We start from the raw sequence: 22,017 nt of genomic DNA, 5'->3' as shown, positions 1-22,017 counted from the left end.
GGAGAACGTTTCCCCAGACGAGGTGATGTTGCCACCTTGTAGCAGGCTGACGCCTCGGAGGGCCACTGGTGCGCGATGGCCAAACCGTGCCACCCGCCAAGAAAGGGAGCTTCGAGGGTGACGAAAAAATCTAATAATGCAACATATTGCCAATTCAATGCGACAGGCGCAGGACCGAGGGGAGCCTCGAAGCGATTTTGTGTCAGAGGCAACTCCTCGGGGTCCTACTCAATTCGGCCCTCGCCATATACCAGAGGATCGACTGGGACGCGCAAGCGACACCCGACTGCTACCGCGTTCAGACCGAAGGCGACCCGCCTCCCGAATCCGGGCAAAAGGGAGACGAGGCGACCTCTGCTGGCGGATGAGGAATTACTGTTTCCTCAGGGTGTAAAAGAAGTTCGTCGGTCCGTATCTGATGGGGCCGGCAAGCGCCTGGCCGTTCCAGGCAAGATCGGCCCTGGCGGTGCGCGTTTCGATTCGCATGATGTTCATTCTGGGATAGAAGACAGCCGCCTTCAGCGCATCCTTGTCATTGATACCACCGGCCAGTACTGCCTCTGCTTTAAGCTCACCGGTGAACCCGATCGAACCGTCTTGCTGAATCTTGCCGGTATGAAGGGTCAATGTGACCAAGGTCATCCCGGACGGCGTCTTACTCGCGAACCTCTGGCCCGAGAAGGTTTGCACCGCTGTTGGTCCGTCCATCGCCATTTGGGCTGTGGCCGCGGGTAAGCGAACGACAAGCAAAGCGACTATCAAAAACATGCAAAAGGGTTTCATGCCACGCTCCCGGCCAGAGGTTGGCGTGGGCGCCGCTTCTTTCGGTTGATGCAGATCAAGTTCAATCCGCGGCTTTCTTGTCATTTGATCCATTAGCGCGTCGCCCCAAGGGGCACAGTTGATCGGACGAGAAGGCCAATGCCACCAGCAATTGGGATGATGTTGGGGTGCGTGCTATTGATCGCATCGACACTATGTGCCAACGCAGGCCCACCTCCGTCTCCTCAGCACTATCGGTCGCTATATGCCGCAGGCATCGAGGATGATACCGGCAGAGCTGTCCCGTTCAGCGTTCGCAACGGAATCGGTCAGCAGTTCAGAACAGAGCTGGAACGGCTCGGATTCCAAATGTCAGAGAGGTCTGCGGCACAGGCAGAACTGCGCACGCGCATTGTGTCCTGCGAGTCGTCGCCCGTACAAGGAAGCGGTTTCGCTTCTTCTCCTTCTTCTCCTGGGACGTCGGCCTGTCTGATCGCGGCAGTCCTCGTCGACATCAAGACAGGCTACACGGTCACAAACTGGATAATGACGACACCGGGGTTGTTTCACGATCATGCGCCCCCAGTGGTCGGTATGGAAACCGCGGCGTTTGCCCACGAGATGGCTGAGCAGACTGCCGGGCTGCTTAGCCGTGCGCAATCCCCACGGGGTGCGTCTGCCGGCGAAGACCTGACCGCGAGCGGAGCACACGTCGTCCATGAGGGTGACGGCGTGTTCGCCATAAGTGGCTTGCGCACGCACGCCAGTCCGGCCTCCGCGACGACGATTGTTGATCTCAAGCGAATACGACACGGACATGATCCTGCGATTGACAAGGACGTAGCGTACTATACCAATGTCACTTTGAACGATGTCGTTCCTGCTCTTGCCGACAAGCACGGGATACCCTACGCACAGATCACAGTCTATCACGTTAACCCACCACTAGCTGGGCTACCATCCCAGGAAACCGGCGTCGATCGTGGCATGGACTTCCGCACGCCGGCCGATCTGGTGCAATCGGCTTATTCGAACTACGTTAGCCCGGTCCTTACCAACGATGCCGAGAGGCGGCGCATCCCGAGCCATCCCATTGGCCATTTTTTGGTGAAAATAGAGATTCCGGGCTATCCGACCTTGCTTACGGGAATGACGACGATCGAGCGTTCGGATGCCGAGCTATGGAACATGACCATCAGTCGGGAACTGGGTATCGGTGGCGTCCTGCTGACACCCCAACCGGGGCGTCTGGAATCGGCCATGGAGGTAGCGAGTGAACTCGCCTTTCGACAGAGGGAACTCCGTGTCGTCGACGGTCTCTACTACGAGCCAAGCGGTGGCAGGAACATCGGCCCCGAGTACGTTCAGCGAGATGGGAACGTCGTTTTCGCACGCTTCAAAGTACCGGTGGCAAATGCAAAGGATGCATTGGCGTACTTTGCCGAGTTCGTGGCGCGAGGTGGACACAACACATTCGGCTCGCTTGTGAATCGCCCAAACAAAGGTACAGGATCAGGGTGCGCAGCTTTTGCGATATCCTTGCTGCAGGCGGCCGGTGTTATTCCCTTCCTCGTCGAGCCCGTCGTTCGCAAAGAGCTTCAGACCGGGGGTCCGACTGCATTCAATCCTGAAGACTTCTGGAAATACTTCCTCCAGAGAATAGATATCCCCTGGCGACTGATTGGCTGCGACGAACGTCTTGGTGCTGGTCGCGTGGTGGCTGCCAAGTATACAATTCACGATCTTCTCTTTCACGGCTTGCCCCGCCGATTCATCGAGAAAGTCGCGGCTGGGCTGGCGCAACGAATAAAGGGAGAATACGGTATTATCATTGGCACGCTTTTCGAGTTCGGCGCGCTTACACCGGTCCTCGACATCGTTGTTCACAGCAAGCGGAATGATCCCCATGATCTCGGGGACTATCGTTGGAGCAGCGAGGGGAAGGGATTGCGGGCGCAGTACTGGGACGGAAGCCGCTTCTTCCATTGGATAAGTCTGTTGTGGCTTCAGGGTACGACAGCTTCCAACATGAGCTTGCTGCGAGAAGGAAGATTCAAGGGCATCGAAATCGATGCCACCGTGGTAGCGCGGCAGAGGGATGTGTTCTTCCACGAAGCGGATGAGTTGGCACAGAAGAAATCCGAACTGGCCGGAGCTGCCTTGCACCAGACCGGCTGCGAGCAGTTATTCAGTCTCGACATCGAATGAGAGGCTTTGACCCTGCGTGCGGCACCATTCAGGGGTAGTCCATCTTTCGAATTGGATTGACGCGCAACCCGGCGGCCACTGGATTTGCAGGTCAATAACGTCCCTGACCGGCAAGGTATTTAAGATTTCTAGCCGGAGGGCCGCAAAATCGCAAAGAGTATTTGCGCGACTTTCGTGATTGGCTTCCTCTCAGCGTGTGCGCGGGCGCCGGAAAGCATCATGCCGTCGCCCGTCGCCAATGAGCCCCATCAGAGCTGGACGTGTGAGCAGCTGCGACTGGAACAGGTCCGTCTCACCGCCGCGTTGAGCGCGGCGTCAACGCAACAAAAGCAAGGCCAAGTCTGCCGCAGGTCATCGGCCTGCTTCTCTGCCTCTATTTCCCGAGCCTGTCGCTGTGGGTGCCGGAAGTCACCGGCATGCTGGCCGCCTCCCCATTCGACCGTGATTTGACGATGTTTCCGCGTTGACGCAATCGCCGTAGAAATCATCGCCTCGGACTTCGGGAGCCAGAAAGAGTCAAACACGGAAGTTGCGCGTGGCAGTCCATCACCAGAGGGCTAAGCCGATGAAGCGCCGTCGATAGCGATCTCCGCCCCGGTGATGTAGCTGCTCTCATCGGAGAGCAGGAATGCCACCAGCTGCGCAACCTCCTCCGGCGTCCCGTGACGGTGCATCGGCACCTGCTTCATCCGCGCCTCGCGCTGCTCGGGCGTGCGAAACGCGATCATATCGGTGTCGATTGGACCGGGATGAACCGAGTTCACCCGGATTTTGCGGCCGGCGAGGTCGATCGCTGCCGACTTGGTCATGCCCCGCAGCGCCCACTTGGTCGCGGCATAGGCGAAGGACCCGGGCGAGCCCCTGAGCCCTGCGACTGACGAGATATTCACGATGGACCCTCCGCCCGAGCGCTCCATCGCCGGCACTACTGCCTTCATGCCGAGGAAGCAGCCGTACTGATTGATCTGGATGTGCCGCTGCCAGAGCGTGTTATCGGTCTCCATCAAGGCGGCCGGTTGGTAGATTCCGGCGTTGTTGACCAAGCCATGCAAGCCGCCGAGCTTCTGGGCGGCTTCGACGGCGCGGGCCCAATCGGCTTCCGAGGTCACATCGTGCCGAACGAAGGACGCAGCCGGCCCGAGCTCGACAGCGAGTGCTTGGCCCTGATTGTCCAGCACGTCGCCGATTACGACCTTCGCCCCCTGCGCTACCAGCAGGCGGGCCTCCGCGGCACCCTGGCCGCGCGCCCCGCCACTCACGAGCACTACCTTGTTGTCGAAGCGCGCCATATTCGCTTCCCCCCGATTATGGACAAGGAAGATTGGCAGATCGGACAACCTGGTCCAACATCTGTCGATGTTGGGCAACAGCAGGCCTGCGGGCGTGCGGCGGAGGTCCTGGCCGGATGTACGAGGTGCAGGCCGACGCGGAAGACCAACCGCCTCGCCTCTGGCCGCTGCGACTCGGTCGTCGTCTGCTGGAACCAAATCGCGATAGCGCGGTCACCTCCCCAGCGGGCTGGGGAGGTGAATGAAAAACACGCACGCGGCGGCTATGACAGCCACGACGCCCGGTCTGTTGATCAGCTGCCGTAGACCTTGCGTACCTCGCCGTCGGCCCACTTCACCGCGTCCTCGGCGGGCATGCCCTGGACGGCCTTGGCGTACATGTCGACGATGATGTACTTGGAGAGCACCTCGGCGGCCTTCTTTCCCGCCGGTCCGGCATAGCCGTACACACGGCCGAGGCGGGGCGCCACGCGGTAGGGGGCCATCACCGGATCCTCCTGCCACATCTTGTTGTTCTCCCACAGCTTGGTGGGACCGGTGGCAAACCCCTTCTGCACCTTGAACCACTTGTCGTAGACGTCGGCCGAGTGGAACCACTTAAGGAACTCCATCGCCTGCTTCTGGTTCTTCGAGTAGCGCATCACCATCATGCACTGGAAGGGGTGCACGCCGAACTGGCCGGCGGGCCCTTTCGGCAGAGGCGCGTGCAGGATGTCGGTCTTCATCTGCGCGCCCTTGTCGGTCTTGTACTGATCGGGCTTGCGCAAGGCTTCGATGTAGATAGACGCGCCGTTCAGCGTGGCGCTGATCGTGCCCGACAGGAAGGCGCGATTGTTGTTGGAATCGTCCCAGGCGAGACCGCCCTCGTCGAGCGCCTCCTTCCAGAACGCCGTCAGGAATTTCACCGATTCGATCGTCTCCTTGGTGTTGAGGTTGACGGTCTTGCCGTCGGCCTCGACCTCGCGCCCGCCCCACGACCACAGGTAGGGATAGGCGAAGGCCGGCGAGTCGCCGACCGTGTGGCCGAGGCCCTGTCCGATAGGCCGTCCCTTGGCCTTGAGCTTTTTGCCGGCTTGCCGAAACTCCTCCCAGGTCTCGGGGAACTTGGTGACGCCGGCCTCGTCGAACCACGATTTGCGGTAGGCGACCATGGCGCCGATGATGCAGTAGGGCACGGCGATCCACTTCGAGCCGTCGTGCGTGTTGGCCTTGGCGAGGTCGTAGTAGCCGCCCTGCGCCGAGCCGATCGCCTCGCACACGGCAGACACATCGGCGCAGCTGTCGGCATAGAGCTGCGCCTTGTTGTCGAATATCATGATGATGTCGGCCCCGCCCTGTGCCTGGATCGCGGCAGTCGCCCGCGGCTGCAGGTCGTTGAGACCGATCGTCTCCATGTTGATCTTGAAGCCCAGCGCCTTCTCGGCTTCCGCGAGCATCGATTGGCGCAGGATCTGATCGCCGGCCGGGACGAAGTCGTTCCACTTCAACCAGTGCAGAGTCGACGTCTGCGCATAAGCGGGCGCCTTGCCCGCGGCGAGAATGCCGGCCATGCCGCCCGCCTTGGCGGCGAGCGCGCCAGCACCCGAGGATTTCAGAAACTTGCGACGCGAGACACGAGCCATTTGGTTCCTCCCTGGTACGCACGTTGGTTTGTCGAAAAGACTTATGGGCACGCGTAGGCGGCGACATCGGGCCGGACAACTCTGCGCCGGGAAGCCGGATGTCACCTAAGCGGTATGCGAACGGAAAACGCGAGCGTGAACGCACAAAGCGGGATTTACGCCGGCCAACGCAAAGATGGCCGCTCCCAGGGTTCGACAGTCTAGGAGAATTGCCGTGTCAGGGCCACCGGATGATGAAGGTCGCGATGCCGGTATCGGCTATGCCTCTTCTCTGCCGTCCTGAGCGTAGCGAGGGACCTAATCGCCGTTGCCACATGTGTGCTCTGAAACTTCTGGCGATGAGATCCTTCGCTTCGCTCAGGATGACATCTATCTCCTGTCGGTGAGAATTAACGCTTTGATAACGGTTGTATAACGCTTGTAGATTCAATCGCCATTGACTTCGTCGGGCATTGGCCGCAACCTGACAGTGCGGGGGCGTTGCCGATTTGGCTGACGGATTTTGATCTCTCGCGTTTCTCGCGTCGTCTTCTCGGGCGTTTCGTCGGCCGGCGCTTTCCGTGACATCGATCTCAAAACTTGGAGGCTCGCATGGCGAGAAAACCTTCAACGCGCGCTCGTGCCAAGACGACACCGCGGAAAGCGGGCACGCAGGCCGATCGGCCGACCATTCCAAAGCTGCTCTTCGCGCAGGTGTCGCCGCATTCGATCGGCGGTATGTCCATGTTCGACATGGAAGGCCCCGTGGGGGCCGACATCGTGTCGAACTTCATGTCCGACGCCGATCTCATCACACGCTCGGCATATGCCCTTCAGGATGCCGGCTTTCAGGTGCTGCAGGTATCGGACTATACGATCAACATCGCCGCACCGATTTCCACTTACGAACGCGCCTTCAAGACCAAGGTGGTTCCGCACGAGCTGCCGACGATCAAGAGCCAGGGCATTTCCGATACCGCCACCTTCTTTTCGGTCGCCGATACGCCGCGGTTTGGCCTGATTCCCACGACCGGGACGGCCTTCGAGAACCTGATCGAGGGCGTGGCGATCGAGACTCCGCGCTACTTCTTCGCCGCGCAGCCGCTGCCGCCGAAGAAGGCCTACTGGCATCTCGAGGTGCCTGCCGACGTCTCCCTGGGCTGCAACGCCGACAAGGCCCATCGTGGCGGCATCACGGGCCGCGGCGTCAAGGTGGCCATGGTCGATTCGGGTCACTTTGCCCACCCGTTCTTCGCCGCGCGCGGCTATCGCGTCCAGGCCGTGACGCTCGGGCCAGGTGCTGCCGATCCGGCGGCCGACGAGAACGGCCACGGCACGGCCGAGTCGGCAAACATCTTCGCCGTGGCGCCAGACGCGGAGTTGTGGCCGGTCAAGATCAACTTCGCCAACTCCACCGGCGCCTTCAACGCCGCCGTCGGGCTCTCGCCGGACATCATCACCTGCAGCTGGGGTTCGGACGTACGCGCCGGACCATTGTCGGCCGCCGATCAGATCCTCGCTGTGGCGATCGCCGACGCCGTTGCGCGCGGCATCGTCGTTGTGTTCTCCGCCGGCAACGGACATTTCGGCTTCCCGGGGCAGCATCCGGACGTGATATCCGCCGGCGGCGTGTTCCGTGACCCCAATGGCGGCCTGCGTGCCAGCGACTACGCGAGCGGCTTTGCCAGCCCGATCTATCCCGGCCGTAATGCGCCCGACCTGTGCGGCCTGGTCGGCATGAAGCCACGCGCGGCCTACATCATGCTGCCCCTGCAGCCGAGCTCGGATATCGATACCGGCTTGGCTGCAGGCGGCCCGCACCCGAACAGCGACGAGACGGCGGCCAACGACGGTTGGGCGGCAATCAGCGGCACATCGGCCGCTGCCCCCCAGCTTGCCGGCGCGGCCGCGCTGATCAAGCAGGCCTGTCCGGCGCTCGATCCGGCCGCGGTGCGCGACATCATGATCCGCACCGCCATCGATGTGACGACGGGCAATTGCAACACCTCATCCAGCGGTGCCGCGGCCGCGGTGGGCACGGACCTCGCCACCGGTGCCGGCCTGGTCGACGCCAACGCTGCTGTCCTGGTCGCCAAAGTGCGTTGCCTTGGCCCAATCCGGCCACCGATAGCGCCGCCGATCACACCACCAATCACGCCGCCAATCCGGCCACCGATCACTCCCCCGATTACGCCGCCAATCACGCCTCCGATTACGCCGCCGGTCCGGCCGCCAATCACGCCTCCCATCAGGCCTCCGATCACACCGGTCACGCCGGTCGAACCGATCCGTCCCCCCGTGGCGCCGATCAGACCCCCGATAACGCCGGTGCGGCCGGTCACACCGGTTCGGCCCGTCGTGCCTGTGCGGCCGGTACGGCCGATCGAGCCGATCATCGCCACGCCAGGAGGGGAGATGGCGGCCGACACTGCCGCAGCCACCGAAGGGGGCCTGTCACAGGAAGACGTCCAGGCGCTCGAAGAACTGGTGATCGGGAAAAAGGTCGATCCGTTGAAGTAGGGAGAGCAGACCGTGCGAGTCGTGCTCGTGAACATGCCGTGGGGCGCGCTGGAGCGTCCCGCGCTGGGCATCAGCCTCCTGAAAGCGGGCCTGGTCGCGCAGGGCGTGGCTTGCGAGGTCCGCTATCTCAACATGCTCTTCGCCGACCTGATTGGCGCGGAGCGATGCCGCCGGATCACACATGATCTGCCGCACATAGCGTTTATCGGCGAATGGCTGTTCACCGAGGCGCTCTATGGCCCCGATGCGGCGCGCGATGCTCTCTTCGTCGAGCGGATCCTGCGTCGCGACTGGCGCCTCTCGGATCAGGACATCGCCGACCTGCTCGGCCTCCGGCCGAAGGTCGAGGAGTTTCTCTCCCGGGTTCTCGACGCGCGGGACTGGGCTGGCGTCGATCTGGCCGGCTTCACCTCGACCTTCGAGCAGAACATTGCGTCACTGGCGCTCGCGGCACGCCTGAAAGAGCGCCATCCGCACCTGAGGATCGCGTTCGGCGGTGCGAACTGGGAAGCAGCGATGGGCGAGGAGCTGCATCGCGCGTTTCCCGCGGTGGACTTCGCCATTTCCGGCGAGGCCGACATCGGCTTCCCGATGCTTGTGCAGGCCTTGCAGGCAAAGCCGCGCGAGCAACGGCGCCTGCTGGCGGCAATTCCCGGTCTCGTCTGGCGTGATCGAGGCCGCAGCGTCGCCAATGGCGGCGGTGCGCCCGTGAAGACGATGGACGAGCTGCCGATCCCCGACTTCGGCGACTACTTTGACGCCCGCGAGCGCAGCCAAGCGGCGGCGCAGGTGGCGCCGGTCTTGCTGTTCGAGACCTCGCGCGGATGCTGGTGGGGCGCCAAGTCGCACTGCACCTTCTGCGGCCTCAACGGCCACACCATCGCCTACCGCAGCAAGTCGCCCGGCCGGGTGCTCGACGAGCTCGGCGAGCTGATCGGGAAGTGGCCCTGTCCTACCTTGGAGGCCGTCGACAACATCCTCGACATGAAATACTTCGACACCGTCCTGCCGACGCTCGAGAAAATGGACCTTCCGGGACCGGTTTTCTACGAAGTGAAGGCCAACATGAAGCGCCATCACGTCGCCGCGCTTCGGCGCGCCCACGTTCTGCGCATCCAGCCGGGCATCGAAAGCCTGAGCGATCACGTGCTGAAGCTGATGGGCAAGGGCACCACGGGATTGCGCAATATCCAGTTGCTCAAGTGGTGCCGTGAATACCGGATTGCCGTCGACTGGAACCTGCTGTACGGCTTTCCCGGCGAGACGGACGCCGACTACGAAGCGATCATGGACGTGCTGCCGCGCATCCGGCACCTGCAACTGCCCGGCGCGTGCGGGCCGATCCGATTGGACCGCTTCAGTCCCTATTTCCAGCGGCCCGAACAGTTTGGAATCAAGGATGTGCGGCCGATGCCAGTCTACCGCATTCTCTATCCGATCGAGGGGCTGCGACACGAACGCATCGCCTACTATTTCCACTTCAGTTACGAGGCATCGGCGCGCGCGAGCCCAAAGGCACATGCCGCGGCGCGCCTGGCCGAAGAATTGCGCGATCGTGCCGACGACGGCAGCCTGCGCGCGCTTCCTCATCGCGACGGTGGGCTCCATCTCGCCGATACGAGGGCACGGCCACGGACCACGGCGCTGAAGCTGTCGGCCTTCGAGCGCTGCATCGTGATGCGGATCGACGAAGTATCGTCCGTTGCGCAGGTCATGGACGCACTGGCGAAGGCCTTTCCCATGCAGCGCTTTGCCGCCGAGGATGTCCGTGCCTTCCTGGACGAGCTGGTCGACCTCGACATGGCGCTGACCGATGGCAACGACAACTATCTGGGCCTCGCCCTGATGCCGGCCGGATTGCGCCCTGAGCTCGAGGCAGCGAGCCGGCGCATGCCCAGCACACGCAGCGCGGCGCCGACTTTCGCGACCATGTTCCCGCCGATGACGGGTGAGCCGCTCCATGCCTAGGGCGCCCAGGATCGCCGCGCAGGTCGTGATCGCGATACCGGGCGTGGATGCTCACACTGTCACGTCCCGGAACGTCGGAAGCGCCCTGCCGGATGCGGCGCTCGCCGAGCGCGTGGTGACGGCATTCCGGGCTCTTGGCTTCACGTGCGGCGAGGTTGTCGGCGACAGTTTCAGCATCGAGGCCGCGCCGAGCGTCTTCCGGCAGGTCTTCGGGGTTTCGCCACAGCCTGGTCTCGATGGCCGGATGCACGAACGGCCCAGAAGGGGCCTGCGCGCCGCCGCCAGGCCTCTGAGCGGCCTTCCCACCGACAAGCTGCCGGAGACGCTGCGCCCGCTCGTCAAGGGGGTCGTCTTCTCGGAGCCGCCGGCCTTCGGCCCGGGGACGATTCCGTGAGCTGCTGCGCCGCCTGTGAGCTGCGCACCGAGCTCTCCCGCCTGCGGCACTCGGCTCTGCTGCACGCCGGTGGCTACGGAATTTACCGCGGGCTCATCGATCCCAGGTGGATTGAAAGCATGCTTGCCGAGGCGATGGCCGGCGGACAGCGCCTCGACCAGGTGGCTTCGGGCAACGACACGGAAGATGTTCGCGGCGGCGAGCCGGCGCGGCACATCGTCTGTGTCGAAGGCGGGCCTGCACAGGACCAATTGTTCGCCTCGGGCGCGCTGCAGAGTTTCGTCGCCAACGAGGTCAAGCTGCCCATCCGTCCCTGCGGCACGCGCGCGAGCTACTCGATCTATGCAGGGCCCCAGGCGCATCTCGACATCCATCGCGATGTTCCTGGCTGCGATCTCGCCTTGATAACGTGCCTCCACGACAGTGATCCGCTTGCCGGAGAGGGCGCCATCGACCTGTGGCTCGACGGCCTGACGACGCCGCTCCGCGAGATCCGGGCGGATGTCGAGCAGCAACGGAGCCGCCTCGCCTTGCTGCCGGGCGACAGTCTCCTGATCCATGGCGGGCTGATCCCCCACCGCATCCCGCCGCCCGGAACGGACCGGCTTCGCGTCGTTTCGTTGATGTGCTTCGAGATCGTCACCTGATCGCTGGTTCGGGAACGTACGTCAACCTGATCGCGTCCTCGCCGATTCGATCGCTGGCGGCGAGGCGGAGCGGCGGCCGGGGGCCGGCGAAGAACGGCTTGCCGCGACCAAGCACGACGGGATGGATGTAGAGTCGACACTCGTCAATCAGGGCAAGTTTGGTCAGGCTTCCCGCCAATTCTGGTCCGCCAACCTGGATCTCCCCAACCAGCTCGGCCTTCAGCCTGCCCATCGCCGCCGCGATGTCATTCTCGACCGTCTTAGGACGGAGGCGCTAGACTTGGACTACCCTCGCTCGAGACCAGGATGATGGCCGATCAAACCGACCTCGTGACGTTTGCGCTCATAGCGCGAATACCTGCAGAGGGCATCGGGGACTTTCGAGCCTACGAGGCCGCCGTCTTGCCGCTATTGTCCGAGTTCAACGGGCGCTTGGAGCGTCGGCTGCGAAATCCGGACGGCACCGTAGAGGTCCATATCGTCAGCTTCGCATCGGATGCGGACTTCCAGAATTACCGGAATGATCCTCGGCGCACCGCGCAGGCCTGGTTGTTGGAAAGATCGGCAACCAAGCTGGAATTGCTTCCGATGGTGAACGTCTCCTAGCCTGGATTTCCACGGAAGGGCTCCGTGGAAATCCAGGCCCATCCCGCCGCTCCCTCGGCCTCGACCCAGTGGCGTTCTCGACCTGACCGCTTGCCGCGCGCGATGAGCACGACCAATGTGTGTGCGGCGGCGCTTGCAGGTCTTGCGCCCGCGGACCGAGGCGGCTTCGCCGGGGACACGTAGCGTCGGCGACTCCCCGCGCGGCTGACGCTGCAATTTGTGGAGGGTGAAATTCATGGCGAATCCCAATTTCGACACCGTCAATCGGGCCGGCACCGTTGCCGTCCAGGCGTCGTTCGATGCCGGCCTGCGCGCCCACATGGTGCGGGTCTACAACTACATGGCCTCGGGCCTGGCGCTGTCGGGCATCGTCGCCTTCGGCCTGTTCAGCTCGGCCGATCTCGCGAGCCTGTTCTTCGAGTTCCAGGCGGGCAACGTCGTCGACCTGAACGTGCTGGGCTGGATCGCGATCTTCGCGCCGCTTGGCTTGCTGCTCCTGACCTCCGTCCGTGCCGCCACGATGAGCGTCGGCGCGGTGCAGGCGGTCTACTGGGCGGTCACCGCCCTGATGGGTGTCAGCCTGTCGCTGCTGCTGTTCCGCTACACCGGCGCGTCGGTCGCCCGGACGTTCTTCGTCACCGCCGGCGCCTTCGGGGCGCTCAGCCTCTACGGCTACACCACCAGGCGCGACCTGTCGGCCTTCGGCAAGTTCCTGTTCATGGGCTTGATCGGCCTTATCCTCGCCAGCCTGCTCAACATGTTCTGGCCGTCGGGCCCGATGAGCTTCATCATCTCGGTCGCGGGCGTGCTGATCTTCTCGGGTCTGATTGCCTACGACACCCAGAAGATCAGGCAGCAGTACACCGAGGCCTGGGGCACCGAGGTGGCGGAGAAGGTGGCGATCTTCGGCGCGCTCAGCCTCTACCTCGACTTCGTAAACCTGTTCCAGTTCCTGATGATGTTCCTGGGTCAGCGGCGGTAGGCGCCCGCAAAAAGCAAGCGCTTCATTTCCGAGATGAGCGCATCCAGCAAGGTCGTCATCCCGGGCACAGCGAAGGACCTGGGGCAGCAGGAGAGGTCCCTCGCTGCTCGCTCGGGGTTACAAGTCGGCTGGCGCGACGAAATCGAGAAGCTCGTCCCCAGATCATCAGTCGCCGATCGAAAAGCAGACACTGTTCTTGAGGGCGAGCGCGAGCGCCTGTGCCGAGCTCGAGGAACGAAAGTCGTAGTCGCAGAGATAGGCTTCCGATCCCTTCTGGGCGAGAACCTGGGCACTTTGCCCGAACTTGTTCACGATGAAGCCGCGCTTGACGAGATCCTTGAGCCTGAGCGACTGCGCAGCGGCCTCGACGCTCACGGATGCGATGCACAGCGCCGCCAGCAGGTTGATCATCTTCATCTGAGCCTTCTCCTGTCTCCGCCTGCGGGATATCTCAAAGGGGCCGAAAGCATGTGAGCGGCGCATTATGCGTCAGTCCGGTTCTCGCAACGGTTTGCTGCTCCCGAGCGAGGAACTACCCGCCGCCGGCGCCCGGCATCACCCTCGTCTCCGGCAGGCCGAACTTGACCCATGGGATCAACCGGCACATTCATGTTTGCATTCTTGCCGTCTCACCGAGAGGGTACGCCGCACACCCAATAGGTGCGCCGCAAGGCGAGGTCTCCCCATGACTCCGATCGTCGTTCCGGTTCCTGGCGTGTTTCCCTACGAGCAACTCGGCTTCACCAACTGTGTCCGTCATGGTGACGTCCTGTACCTGTCTGGTGTTGCTTCGCTCGATGCGCAGGGGCAGGTGATCGGAGACGACATAGACGCCCAGACCGTCCAGACCTATGAGAATATCGGACGAATTCTCGCGGCGGGTGGTTCCAGCCTCGACAGGATCCTGCAGATGACGAGTTTCGTCGTCGACCTCGGCCGCAACGGCGGCGGCTACGTCGCGACGCGGGCGAGGATCCTCAAGCAGCCGACCTACACGAGCGCGGTGATCGGCGTCTCCGCCCTGATGATGACGGGACTGCTGGTCGAGGTGCAGTGCTGCGCCGCGGTCTCCAACTGAGCCTCGTCCCGGCGACGACGCGCACCGGATCGATCGCCGTGCAATTGATTGCACAGCGGAGACGTGCGATCCACCTCACGCCGTAAGCCGTTGATCGAGCGCGGTTTTGGCAGCGACATGCGGGAGATGTGCTGCCTTGGCCGCAATGGCGAACCACCGCGGTGGGCGGCCATATGCATTCCTGGGCACTTGAGGCTAGCTCGACGGTGGCACACACGCGGGCTTGGCGTGGTGGACGAAGAGGCAGGACGAAAAAAGTCGACGGTTGAGATGGCCAACGAAATGCCGCCGCCTGTCAGCAGGTGTGCCGAAGTTCCCTGTCATGGGATCAGTTTCCCTGATCGGTGCATCAGGTTCCCTGTTAATTTTTTCGTCCCTGTTTCAATTCCTGTTACGCGAGCGCTCACGGGGCCGATGAGGTCAGCCAAGTCCTTGAACCGGCGGACTTTTTCGCGAGTCAATACCCTGTCACAGAACCCGCTGAAGGATTCTTCCGGAGCGCGGGCGTCCTGGCCGCTTCTTCTCATGAGCGGGCGGGACGCCTGCGGTCGGGAGAACAACCGAACGCAAACCGGACGACCGAACGCAAGACTGGTTGGTCCGAACGCAGGAGCGCGGTTCTTCGTTCGGGGGGTTAACGCGTTGAAATGGAAGGACCTTTGTCGGATGCTGACGGCACCCGAACGCACCGAACGCAGAAATGCAGGCTCGTTCTGTTTTGCGCGTCCGGGCTCGCAGTTCGTCGGGCTGGACGGCAGCCGAATGCCGCCGTCACTCGGCGGCGCGCTTCTGTCCCGTCTCGCGGCGGGCCAGCCACTCCTGCATGGCGTCCTCCATCGGCATGAACACGGCGCCACCTTCCATCAGCTTCTGGATCAGGCGCTCGAGCATCATCATGCGATGGCCGCGGCCGATCACGTGGGGATGGAAGGTGTAGGTGAGGATGCCGAAGTCGGGCGCCACCCGGGTCATGTAGGTGAAGTCGTCGACGAAATTCTCCAGTACGTTGGTGGCGTTCATCAGCCCGGCCTGGATCGATCCGTTCGGGTTGCGCATGTATTCGAAGTGCGGGTAGTCGTCGAGCGACCAGCTGATCGGCATCTCGACCAGCCGCGTCTCGCGGCCTCGCACGAAAGGCTTCATCAGCTCGGCCACGTCGCCCTGGCGGGCGAAGTAGCAGTCGTAGTCATGGCCCATCATCGAGCTGTCGTACTGGATGCCGTGCTTCAGCAGCAGCTCGATCGAGTTGGGCGAGAGGTCCCAGGCCGGCGAGCGGTAGCCTCGTGCGGTGCGCCCGCTGATGCGCTTGATCGAATCGTTGCCGCGCACGATCTCCTCTTCTTCCTCCTCGCGCGACATGGTCACCGGCAGGCGGTGCGTCCAGCCGTGATGCGCCAGCTCGTGGCCGGCCTCGACGTAGGGCATCACCGCCTCGGGCGTGCTGTCGATCGTGTGACCCGGAGTGAAGAAAGTAACCTTGATGCCGTAGCGCTCGAGCAGCGCCATCAGCCTCGGGATGACCACGACGTCGTACTCGCCACGCGATATGGCAGTCGGCGTCGTCAGTCCGCGTGCAATCAATCCGGAAAGATGGTCGTGGTCAAAAGTCAGGCAGACGATGTGTCGTGGCATTGGACGCTCCCGGAGAGGCGTCCGAGTGTAAGCAGATTTGTTGCGTTCGCCCACCGGAGCCTGCATGATGGTTTCCAATAAAGAGAAAAGTGAAGCTGATTCAGGGAGGGTTCATGGTGGGGGCGTCCGCCCAGCGCGTCGCTGCGCACGAGGGCGACAAGCAGCTCGTGGTCGAAGGCGTATCCAAGCGTTTTGGTGGCGTCGTGGCCGTGCAGGACGTCGCCCTGGAAGTGCCGAAGGGCGGCATCGTCTCCATCATCGGTCCCAACGGCGCGGGCAAGACCTCCCTTCTGAACATGATCTCGGGCTTCTACAAGCCCGACACCGGCCGCGTCGTCCTCGAAGGTCTCGACATCACGCAAAAGAAGCCGAGCGACATCGCCGCCCTTGGCATCGCCCGGACGTTCCAGAACATCGCCCTCTTCAGCGGCCTGACCGTACTCGACAATCTCATGCTCGGGCGCCATGTGCGCATGAAGGCCGGCGTGTTGGCGAGCGTGATCTATTGGGGAATGGCCCAGAAGGAGGACATCGCTCATCGCGAGGCGGTCGAGGAGATTATCGACTTCCTGAAACTCCAGGATCTGCGCAAGCAGCAGACCGCGGCGCTCGCCTACGGTTTGCGCAAGCGGGTGGAGCTGGGCCGCGCACTGGCGCTCGATCCCAAGGTGCTGCTGCTCGACGAACCGATGGGCGGCATGAACCAGGACGAAAAGGAAGACATGGCGCGCTACATCCTCGATGTGAACCAGGAGCGCGGCATCACTGTCGTGCTGATCGAGCACGACATGGGCGTGGTCATGGATATCTCCGACCGGGTCGTCGTCCTCGACCGCGGCCGGCGCATCGCCGCCGGAACACCCGAGGAGGTGCAGCGCGACCCCGCGGTCATCCAGGCCTATCTCGGCACCAGCAAGGGGGGAGGGCGCCCATGAGCCTGCTCGACAACGCCGCGACGTCGACGCTGCCCAAGCTGGTGCAGCGCAATGCCGAGCAGGACCCCGGGGGCGCCGGCATCCGGGAGAAGTCGCGCGGGGTGTGGCAGACCTACAGCTGGGAGGCCTATCGCGACATCGTGCGCGACTTTGCCCTCGGGTTGGCGGCGCTCGGCTTCCAGCGCGGCGACAAGCTTTCCGTCGTCGGCGACAATCGGCCCCAGCTCTATTTCGCCCAGCTTGCCGCCCAGGCGCTGGGTGGTTTCTCGGTGCCCGTCTACCAGGACTCGATCGCCTCGGAGCTGGTCTACGTGCTCAATCATGCCGAGACCGCGATAATCGTCGCCGAGGACCAGGAACAGGTCGACAAGGCGCTGTCGCTCAAGGATCAGCTGCCGCGGCTGCGCTGGATCATCTACGACGACCCGCGCGGCCTGTCGTTCTACGATGATCCCATCTTGCGCTCCTTCAATAGTGTGCTGGAGGAGGGACACAAGTTCGGCCAGGCCCATCCCGGCTACTACGACGCCGAGGTTGCCAAGGGTGGCCCGGACGACATTGCTATGATCGCCTACACCTCGGGCACCACGGGCAATCCCAAGGGCGCGATGCTCAGCCATCGCAACCTGATCGCCACGTCCGAGGCCTTCATCCAGGTGAACGACGTCAAGGCCGGCGACAACTGGTTGTCCTATCTGCCGATGGCCTGGCTCGGCGATGCCGCGTTCTCGCTCGGCATTGCATTGGTGGCGCGACTGACCGCCAATTGCCCGGAAAGCCCCGAGACGGTGCAGCGCGACCTGCGCGAGCTGGGACCGGACGCCATGCTGGCGCCGCCGCGCATCTGGGAGAACATGCTGACCCTGACGCAGATCAAGGGCAGCGACGCGTCGCCGGCCAAGCGCCGCATCTTCGAGCGTTTCCGCAGCCTCGCCGAGCGTTGCGAGCTGAAGCGGGCCGACGGCAAGAGCCTGTCGCTCGGCGAGCGGCTCGGCCTCGCCATCGGCGAGGTGCTGGTCTACGGCCCGGTGCGCGACCAACTCGGGTTGCGCAAGGCGCGCTGGTGCTACACCGGCGGCGCGCCGCTCGGGCCCGACACCTACCGCTTCTTCCGCTCGTTCGGCATCAACCTCAAGCAGGTCTACGGCGCGACCGAGGCGTCGGCGCTCATCTCGTGCCAGGCCGATGCCGAGGCCAATCCCAACACCGTGGGCCGGCCGATGCCGCAGGTCGATGTCAGGATCGACGACCGCGGCGAGGTTCTGCTGAAGGGGCCCAACGTCTTCAGGGGTTATTTCAAGCAGGACGACGTGACGCGCGACACGGTGACGAGCGAGGGCTGGCTCAAGACCGGCGATGCCGGCTTCTTCGACAAGCAGGGCCACCTCGTGATCATCGACCGCGCCAAGGATGTCGGAAAGCTTTCCGACGGCTCGGCCTTCGCGCCGCAGTTCATCGAGAACAAGCTGAAGTTCAGCCCCTTCATCCGCGAGGCCGTGGCGTTCGGCGACCAGCGGCCGTTCGTCGTCACCATGATCGCCATCGACATGCAGACGGTCGGCACGTGGGCTGAGAAGCAGGGGCTCGCCTATACGAGCTTCATGGATCTCAGCCGCAAGTCCGAGGTTGCGGCGCTGATCGGCCAGGAGATCACCAAGGCGAACGCCACGCTGCCCGACGTGCAGCAGGTGCGCCGCTACCTGCTGCTCAACAAGGAGCTCGACGCCGACGACGCCGAGATGACGCGCACCCGCAAGGTGCGCCGCCGCTTCGTCGCCGAGAAGTACGCCAACGTGATCGAGGCGTTCTACGGCGGTGCCTCGTCGGTCGACGTGACGATGGAGATCACCTTCGAGGACGGCCGCAAGTCGACCCTGAACTCGACCATCGCCATCCACGGTCAGGGAACGGCGGAGCCGGCCAGGAGGGCGGCTTAGGATGGGAAGCGTCATTGTGTTCCTCCCCCGTCTTGCGGGGGAGGTGCCCCGCAGGGGCGGAGGGGGAACGCCCCAGTCGAAATTCGTGAGAGTTCGACGTCAGAATCGGATGAACCCCGTTTGGGACTTTCCCCCTCCGGCCCTTCGGGCCGCCTCCCCCGTAAGACGGGGGAGGGAAGCAATAGAGAGCGCCGATGTCTGAAGACCTCGAGTTTGCCTTCGCCCTGCTGGTGAGCGGGGCCTCGATCGGCCTGATGTACTCGCTGATCGCCCTCGGATTCGTGCTGGTCTACAAGGCGACCGACGCGATCAACTTCGCCCAGGGCGAGTTCGTCATGCTGGCCGGCATGGTCGTGGTGGTGGTGCTCGGCGCCGAGGCGCCGTTGATCGCCGCGATCGTCGCCGTGCTGCTGGTGATGATTGGCTTCGGCTTCGGCCTCGAGAAGGTGGTGCTGCGGCCGCTGCTCGGTCGCCCGGTGGTGGCGGTCATCATGGCCACCATCGGTGTTGCCGCCGTGCTGCGCGGCTGGGGCCCGCTGGTCCTGGGCATCGAGCCACGCGCCCTGCCGTTGCCGATCGGTGATGAGCCGATCACGATCGGTCCGGCCACCCTGCCGCCGATCCAGGTGCTGGGAGCGGTCGTGGCCCTCGGCTTCTTCCTCGCCTTCAACTGGTTCTTCAAGAAGGCCCGAATGGGCGTCGCCATGCGTGCCGTTGCCGACAACCAGCAGGTCGCACAGGCGATGGGCATCAACGTCGAGCGCTACTTCGCCCTGGCCTGGGCGATGGCCGGCATCGTCTCGGCGCTGGGCGGCATCGTCTGGGGCAGCATGCTGGGCGTCGACGTGCAGCTGGCCCTGGTCGGGCTGAAGGTTTTCCCGGTGGTGATCCTGGGCGGTCTCGACTCGATCGGCGGCGCCCTGGTGGGCGGGCTGATCATCGGCATCGTCGAAAGCCTGGCGGCCGGCTACCTCGATCCGTTCGTCGGCGGCGGCACCAAGGATTTCGCGCCCTACGTCCTGATGATCCTGGTTCTCATGGTCAGGCCGTACGGCATCTTCGGCAGACGGCAGATCGAGCGCGTGTAGCATGTTCCATCGCGAATCCGGGGTCTTCAAGACGAGCTACAGCGCCGACATGGCGCTCTACCCGTTGCCGATCGCCAGATGGACGGTGATCGCCTTCGCCGTGATCTTCGTGCTGATCATTCCGGCGGTCGTCCACGAATATTACCTGTCGCTTCTGAACCTGATCTTCATCGCCATCGTCGGCGCGCTTGGGCTCAACATCCTGGTCGGCTACACCGGGCAGATCTCGATCGGCCACGGCGCCTTCATGTCGGTCGGCGCCTATACGGCGGCCAACCTCGCGGTGAAGCTCGACCTGCCATTCTGGCTGACCCTGCCGGCGGGCGGCCTGATGGCGGCTCTGATCGGCGTCGTGGTCGGCATGCCGAGCCTGCGCATCAAGGGGCTCTATCTCGCCATCGCCACGCTGGCCGGCCAACTGATCATCGAATGGACCATCAACCGAGTGCCGGCGATCTCGGGCGGCGCCCAGGCGTCGATCGAGGTCGGGCGGCCGACCCTCCTGGGCTTCGCCTTCGACAGCCAGGGCCGGCTCTATTTCTTCCTGCTGTTCTTCGCCGTGATCGCCATCGTGGCGACCCTGAACCTGGTGCGCAGCCGCATCGGCCGGGCCTTCGTGGCGGTGCGCGACCAGGATATCGCGGCCGAGATCATCGGCATCAACATCTACCGCTACAAGCTGCTGGCTTTCGCCATCTCGTCGTTCTACGCCGGCGTCTGCGGCGTGCTCTACACCTACTATTTCGGCATCGCCAACTACGAGCAGTTCCAGCTCATCGTGTCGATCGACTACCTCGCCATGATCATCATCGGCGGGCTGGGCTCGGTCCTGGGATCCATTCTCGGCGCCATTTTCGTCACACTGCTGCCCATCGTTATCCGTATTCTCATGGAAAACGTCGGGTCGCTGTTCTTCACCGCGGGCGAGATGGCCAACGTCATCTCGGGCTTGCGGCTGGGGGTGTTCGGCGCGTTGATTATCTTCTTCTTGATCGTCGAGCCCGAGGGGCTCAATCGCTTGTGGAGGAATATCCGGAGCTATTTCCGGGTTTGGCCCTTCTCGTACTAGGGCGGGGCGTCACTGCAAAAAATATAGGGAGGAACCCATGAGGAGGTTCGTTAGGAGTTGGCTGGGTCTGGCGGCAACGACCGCCACCCTGGCGCTGGGCGCGGGCCAGGCCTTCGCCCAAAAGGAAGTCGTGTTCGGCCTGCAATGCGACCGCACCGGGCCGACCGCGATCGTCGGCACCGTCCTGTGTCCCGGCTATCAGGACTACATCGCCCTGATCAACAGCAAGGGCGGCGTCGAGGGCCACAAGATCAAGGTCCTCGAGATCGATCACGAGTACAAGGTGCCGCCGGCCATCGAGGCGCACGAGCGCTTCAAGAAGGAAGGCGCCCTGGTCGAGGGCATCTACGGCACGCCGCAGACCGCGGCCCTCAACAAGAAGCTGGAGGAGGACAAGATCCTCGGCACGACGCCCGGCTTCGGCACCGCCGCCGCCGCGGACGGCAAGCGCTATCCCTACACCTTCCCGGTCGCCGCCAGCTACTGGTCGCAGGCGGGCGCCGCCGTGGCCTTCGTCAAGGAGAAGCTGGGCGGCAACCTCAAGGGCAAGAAGATCGCCTACATCTTCTACGACAATCCGGCGGGTCGCGAGCCGCTGGCCGTCCTCGAGGACATCGCCAAGCAGGAAGGCTTCGAGATGCGGACCTTCGCGGTTCCCGCGCCCGGCCTCGAGATGGGAGCGCAGATCCTCGACATCACCGCCCGTTTCAAGCCTGATTTCATCATCTCCCATCTCTTCGGCCGTGCGCCCTCGGTGTCGATCAAGGAGCTGAAGGGCAAGGGCTTTCCGCTCAGCAAGGTGGTCGGCCTGGTGTGGGCCAGCTCGGAAGCCGACATCATCGCGGCCGGCGGCATGGGCATGGCCGAAGGCTACAACACCATCCAGTTCGCCGGCGTCGGCAAGGACTTCCCGGTGATCAAGGACATCGAGGCGATGTACAAGGCCCAGGGCAAGCAGCCGCCCAAGGAGATGGATTCGACGGTGCTCTATAATCGCGGCGTGCTGATCGCGGCGCTCCATGTCGAGGCACTTCGCAACGCCATCAAGGCCAAGGGCGGCGCCACGCCGAACTCCGAGGAAGTCAAGAAGGGCATGGAGGCGATCAAGGGCCTGACCCTGGGCGGCCTCGTCCCGCCGCTCGAGCTCACTACGGCCGACCACGAGGGCGGCGGCTGGGTCGAGATCTGGACGGTCAAGGGCGGCAAGCTCGTGCGGACCAAGAAATGGTTCCAGGGCTATCGCGACGTCATCCAGAAGCATCTCGCGGCGGAAGCCTCGAAGTCGTGAGTCATTGCTCCTC

18 protein-coding genes and 1 pseudogene are annotated in these 22,017 nt (G+C 63.5%); 13 read left to right on the top strand and 6 right to left on the bottom strand.

Annotation, left to right across the window (positions count from 1 at the left end):
• Positions 1-372 precede the first annotated feature (372 nt).
• On the bottom strand, positions 373-876 hold the full coding sequence (locus AB7O82_RS07140; protein ID WP_428618989.1) for a hypothetical protein: 504 nt from the start codon (positions 874-876) through the stop codon (positions 373-375).
• Positions 877-921: 45 nt separating this feature from the next.
• Here AB7O82_RS07140 and AB7O82_RS07135 point away from each other — a divergent pair, with 45 nt between their 5' ends.
• Complete coding sequence (locus AB7O82_RS07135; protein ID WP_428618988.1) at positions 922-2,970, top strand: hypothetical protein; 2,049 nt, start codon at positions 922-924, stop codon at positions 2,968-2,970.
• 557 nt (positions 2,971-3,527) lie between these two features.
• Here the strand turns inward: AB7O82_RS07135 and AB7O82_RS07130 are convergent.
• Positions 3,528-4,259 carry an SDR family NAD(P)-dependent oxidoreductase gene (locus AB7O82_RS07130; protein WP_428618986.1) on the bottom strand — a complete coding sequence of 244 codons (732 nt, stop codon included), beginning with the start codon at positions 4,257-4,259 and terminating at the stop codon, positions 3,528-3,530.
• Positions 4,260-4,552: 293 nt separating this feature from the next.
• Entirely contained in the window at positions 4,553-5,881 is a 1,329-nt protein-coding gene (locus AB7O82_RS07125; RefSeq protein ID WP_428618983.1) for an ABC transporter substrate-binding protein, read from the bottom strand.
• Between the two features lie 591 nt (positions 5,882-6,472).
• Between AB7O82_RS07125 and AB7O82_RS07120 the strand changes: the two genes are divergently transcribed.
• The 4 genes from AB7O82_RS07120 to AB7O82_RS07105 are packed head-to-tail and all read left to right on the top strand — an operon-like array spanning position 6,473 to position 11,389.
• The gene (locus tag AB7O82_RS07120; protein ID WP_428618980.1) at positions 6,473-8,380 is read left to right on the top strand and encodes a S8 family serine peptidase; all 1,908 of its coding nucleotides are present in this window, start codon (positions 6,473-6,475) and stop codon (positions 8,378-8,380) included.
• Positions 8,381-8,392: 12 nt separating this feature from the next.
• Complete coding sequence (locus AB7O82_RS07115) at positions 8,393-10,348, top strand: RiPP maturation radical SAM C-methyltransferase (protein WP_428618977.1); 1,956 nt, start codon at positions 8,393-8,395, stop codon at positions 10,346-10,348.
• Between the two features lie 25 nt (positions 10,349-10,373).
• Positions 10,374-10,742 (top strand): hypothetical protein, encoded by a 369-nt coding sequence (locus AB7O82_RS07110; RefSeq protein ID WP_428541729.1) that lies wholly within the window; start codon positions 10,374-10,376, stop codon positions 10,740-10,742.
• Positions 10,739-11,389 (top strand): hypothetical protein, encoded by a 651-nt coding sequence (locus AB7O82_RS07105; protein ID WP_428541726.1) that lies wholly within the window; start codon positions 10,739-10,741, stop codon positions 11,387-11,389. The genes AB7O82_RS07110 and AB7O82_RS07105 overlap by 4 nt, the downstream gene beginning before the upstream one ends.
• Here AB7O82_RS07105 and AB7O82_RS07100 read toward each other — a convergent pair.
• A pseudogene (locus AB7O82_RS07100) lies at positions 11,382-11,651 on the bottom strand (dihydrofolate reductase family protein); the annotation flags it as partial. The gene AB7O82_RS07105 and the pseudogene AB7O82_RS07100 sit on opposite strands and share 8 nt — an antisense overlap.
• A gap of 44 nt (positions 11,652-11,695) precedes the next feature.
• On the opposite strand from AB7O82_RS07100, the gene AB7O82_RS07095 reads away from it, so the two are divergent.
• Together AB7O82_RS07095 and AB7O82_RS07090 are read left to right on the top strand one after the other, a co-directional pair.
• Positions 11,696-11,995: a hypothetical protein gene (locus tag AB7O82_RS07095; protein WP_428541723.1), complete on the top strand. Its 300-nt coding sequence runs from the start codon at positions 11,696-11,698 to the stop codon at positions 11,993-11,995.
• A 235-nt stretch (positions 11,996-12,230) separates the two neighbouring features.
• Positions 12,231-12,977 carry a Bax inhibitor-1/YccA family protein gene (locus AB7O82_RS07090; RefSeq protein ID WP_428541720.1) on the top strand — a complete coding sequence of 249 codons (747 nt, stop codon included), beginning with the start codon at positions 12,231-12,233 and terminating at the stop codon, positions 12,975-12,977.
• 165 nt (positions 12,978-13,142) lie between these two features.
• Here the strand turns inward: AB7O82_RS07090 and AB7O82_RS07085 are convergent, their stop codons facing one another.
• Positions 13,143-13,394 carry a hypothetical protein gene (locus AB7O82_RS07085; protein WP_428541717.1) on the bottom strand — a complete coding sequence of 84 codons (252 nt, stop codon included), beginning with the start codon at positions 13,392-13,394 and terminating at the stop codon, positions 13,143-13,145.
• Between the two features lie 268 nt (positions 13,395-13,662).
• On the opposite strand from AB7O82_RS07085, the gene AB7O82_RS07080 reads away from it, so the two are divergent.
• Entirely contained in the window at positions 13,663-14,055 is a 393-nt protein-coding gene (locus tag AB7O82_RS07080) for a Rid family hydrolase (RefSeq protein ID WP_428541714.1), read from the top strand.
• 771 nt (positions 14,056-14,826) lie between these two features.
• Here the strand turns inward: AB7O82_RS07080 and AB7O82_RS07075 are convergent.
• Positions 14,827-15,687: a polysaccharide deacetylase family protein gene (locus AB7O82_RS07075; RefSeq protein ID WP_428618975.1), complete on the bottom strand. Its 861-nt coding sequence runs from the start codon at positions 15,685-15,687 to the stop codon at positions 14,827-14,829.
• Between the two features lie 113 nt (positions 15,688-15,800).
• Between AB7O82_RS07075 and AB7O82_RS07070 the strand changes: the two genes are divergently transcribed.
• From AB7O82_RS07070 to AB7O82_RS07050, 5 genes are all read left to right on the top strand, one after another.
• The gene (locus AB7O82_RS07070; protein WP_428541708.1) at positions 15,801-16,622 is read left to right on the top strand and encodes an ABC transporter ATP-binding protein; all 822 of its coding nucleotides are present in this window, start codon (positions 15,801-15,803) and stop codon (positions 16,620-16,622) included.
• A complete protein-coding gene (locus tag AB7O82_RS07065) occupies positions 16,619-18,559 on the top strand; it encodes an AMP-binding protein (RefSeq protein ID WP_428618972.1) in 1,941 nt (646 codons plus the stop codon). The genes AB7O82_RS07070 and AB7O82_RS07065 overlap by 4 nt, the downstream gene beginning before the upstream one ends.
• A 194-nt stretch (positions 18,560-18,753) precedes the next feature.
• Complete coding sequence (locus tag AB7O82_RS07060) at positions 18,754-19,647, top strand: branched-chain amino acid ABC transporter permease (RefSeq protein ID WP_428541702.1); 894 nt, start codon at positions 18,754-18,756, stop codon at positions 19,645-19,647.
• A 1-nt stretch (position 19,648) separates the two neighbouring features.
• Complete coding sequence (locus AB7O82_RS07055) at positions 19,649-20,716, top strand: branched-chain amino acid ABC transporter permease (protein ID WP_428541699.1); 1,068 nt, start codon at positions 19,649-19,651, stop codon at positions 20,714-20,716.
• A gap of 37 nt (positions 20,717-20,753) precedes the next feature.
• Positions 20,754-22,004, top strand: coding sequence for an ABC transporter substrate-binding protein (locus AB7O82_RS07050; protein WP_428618971.1), 1,251 nt, complete (start codon positions 20,754-20,756; stop codon positions 22,002-22,004).
• Positions 22,005-22,017 lie beyond the last annotated feature (13 nt).

This window comes from Reyranella sp. (genome assembly GCF_050185545.1).
Taxonomy (GTDB): Bacteria; Pseudomonadota; Alphaproteobacteria; order Reyranellales; family Reyranellaceae; genus Reyranella.
This window is presented reverse-complemented; position numbering and strand designations above follow the sequence as displayed.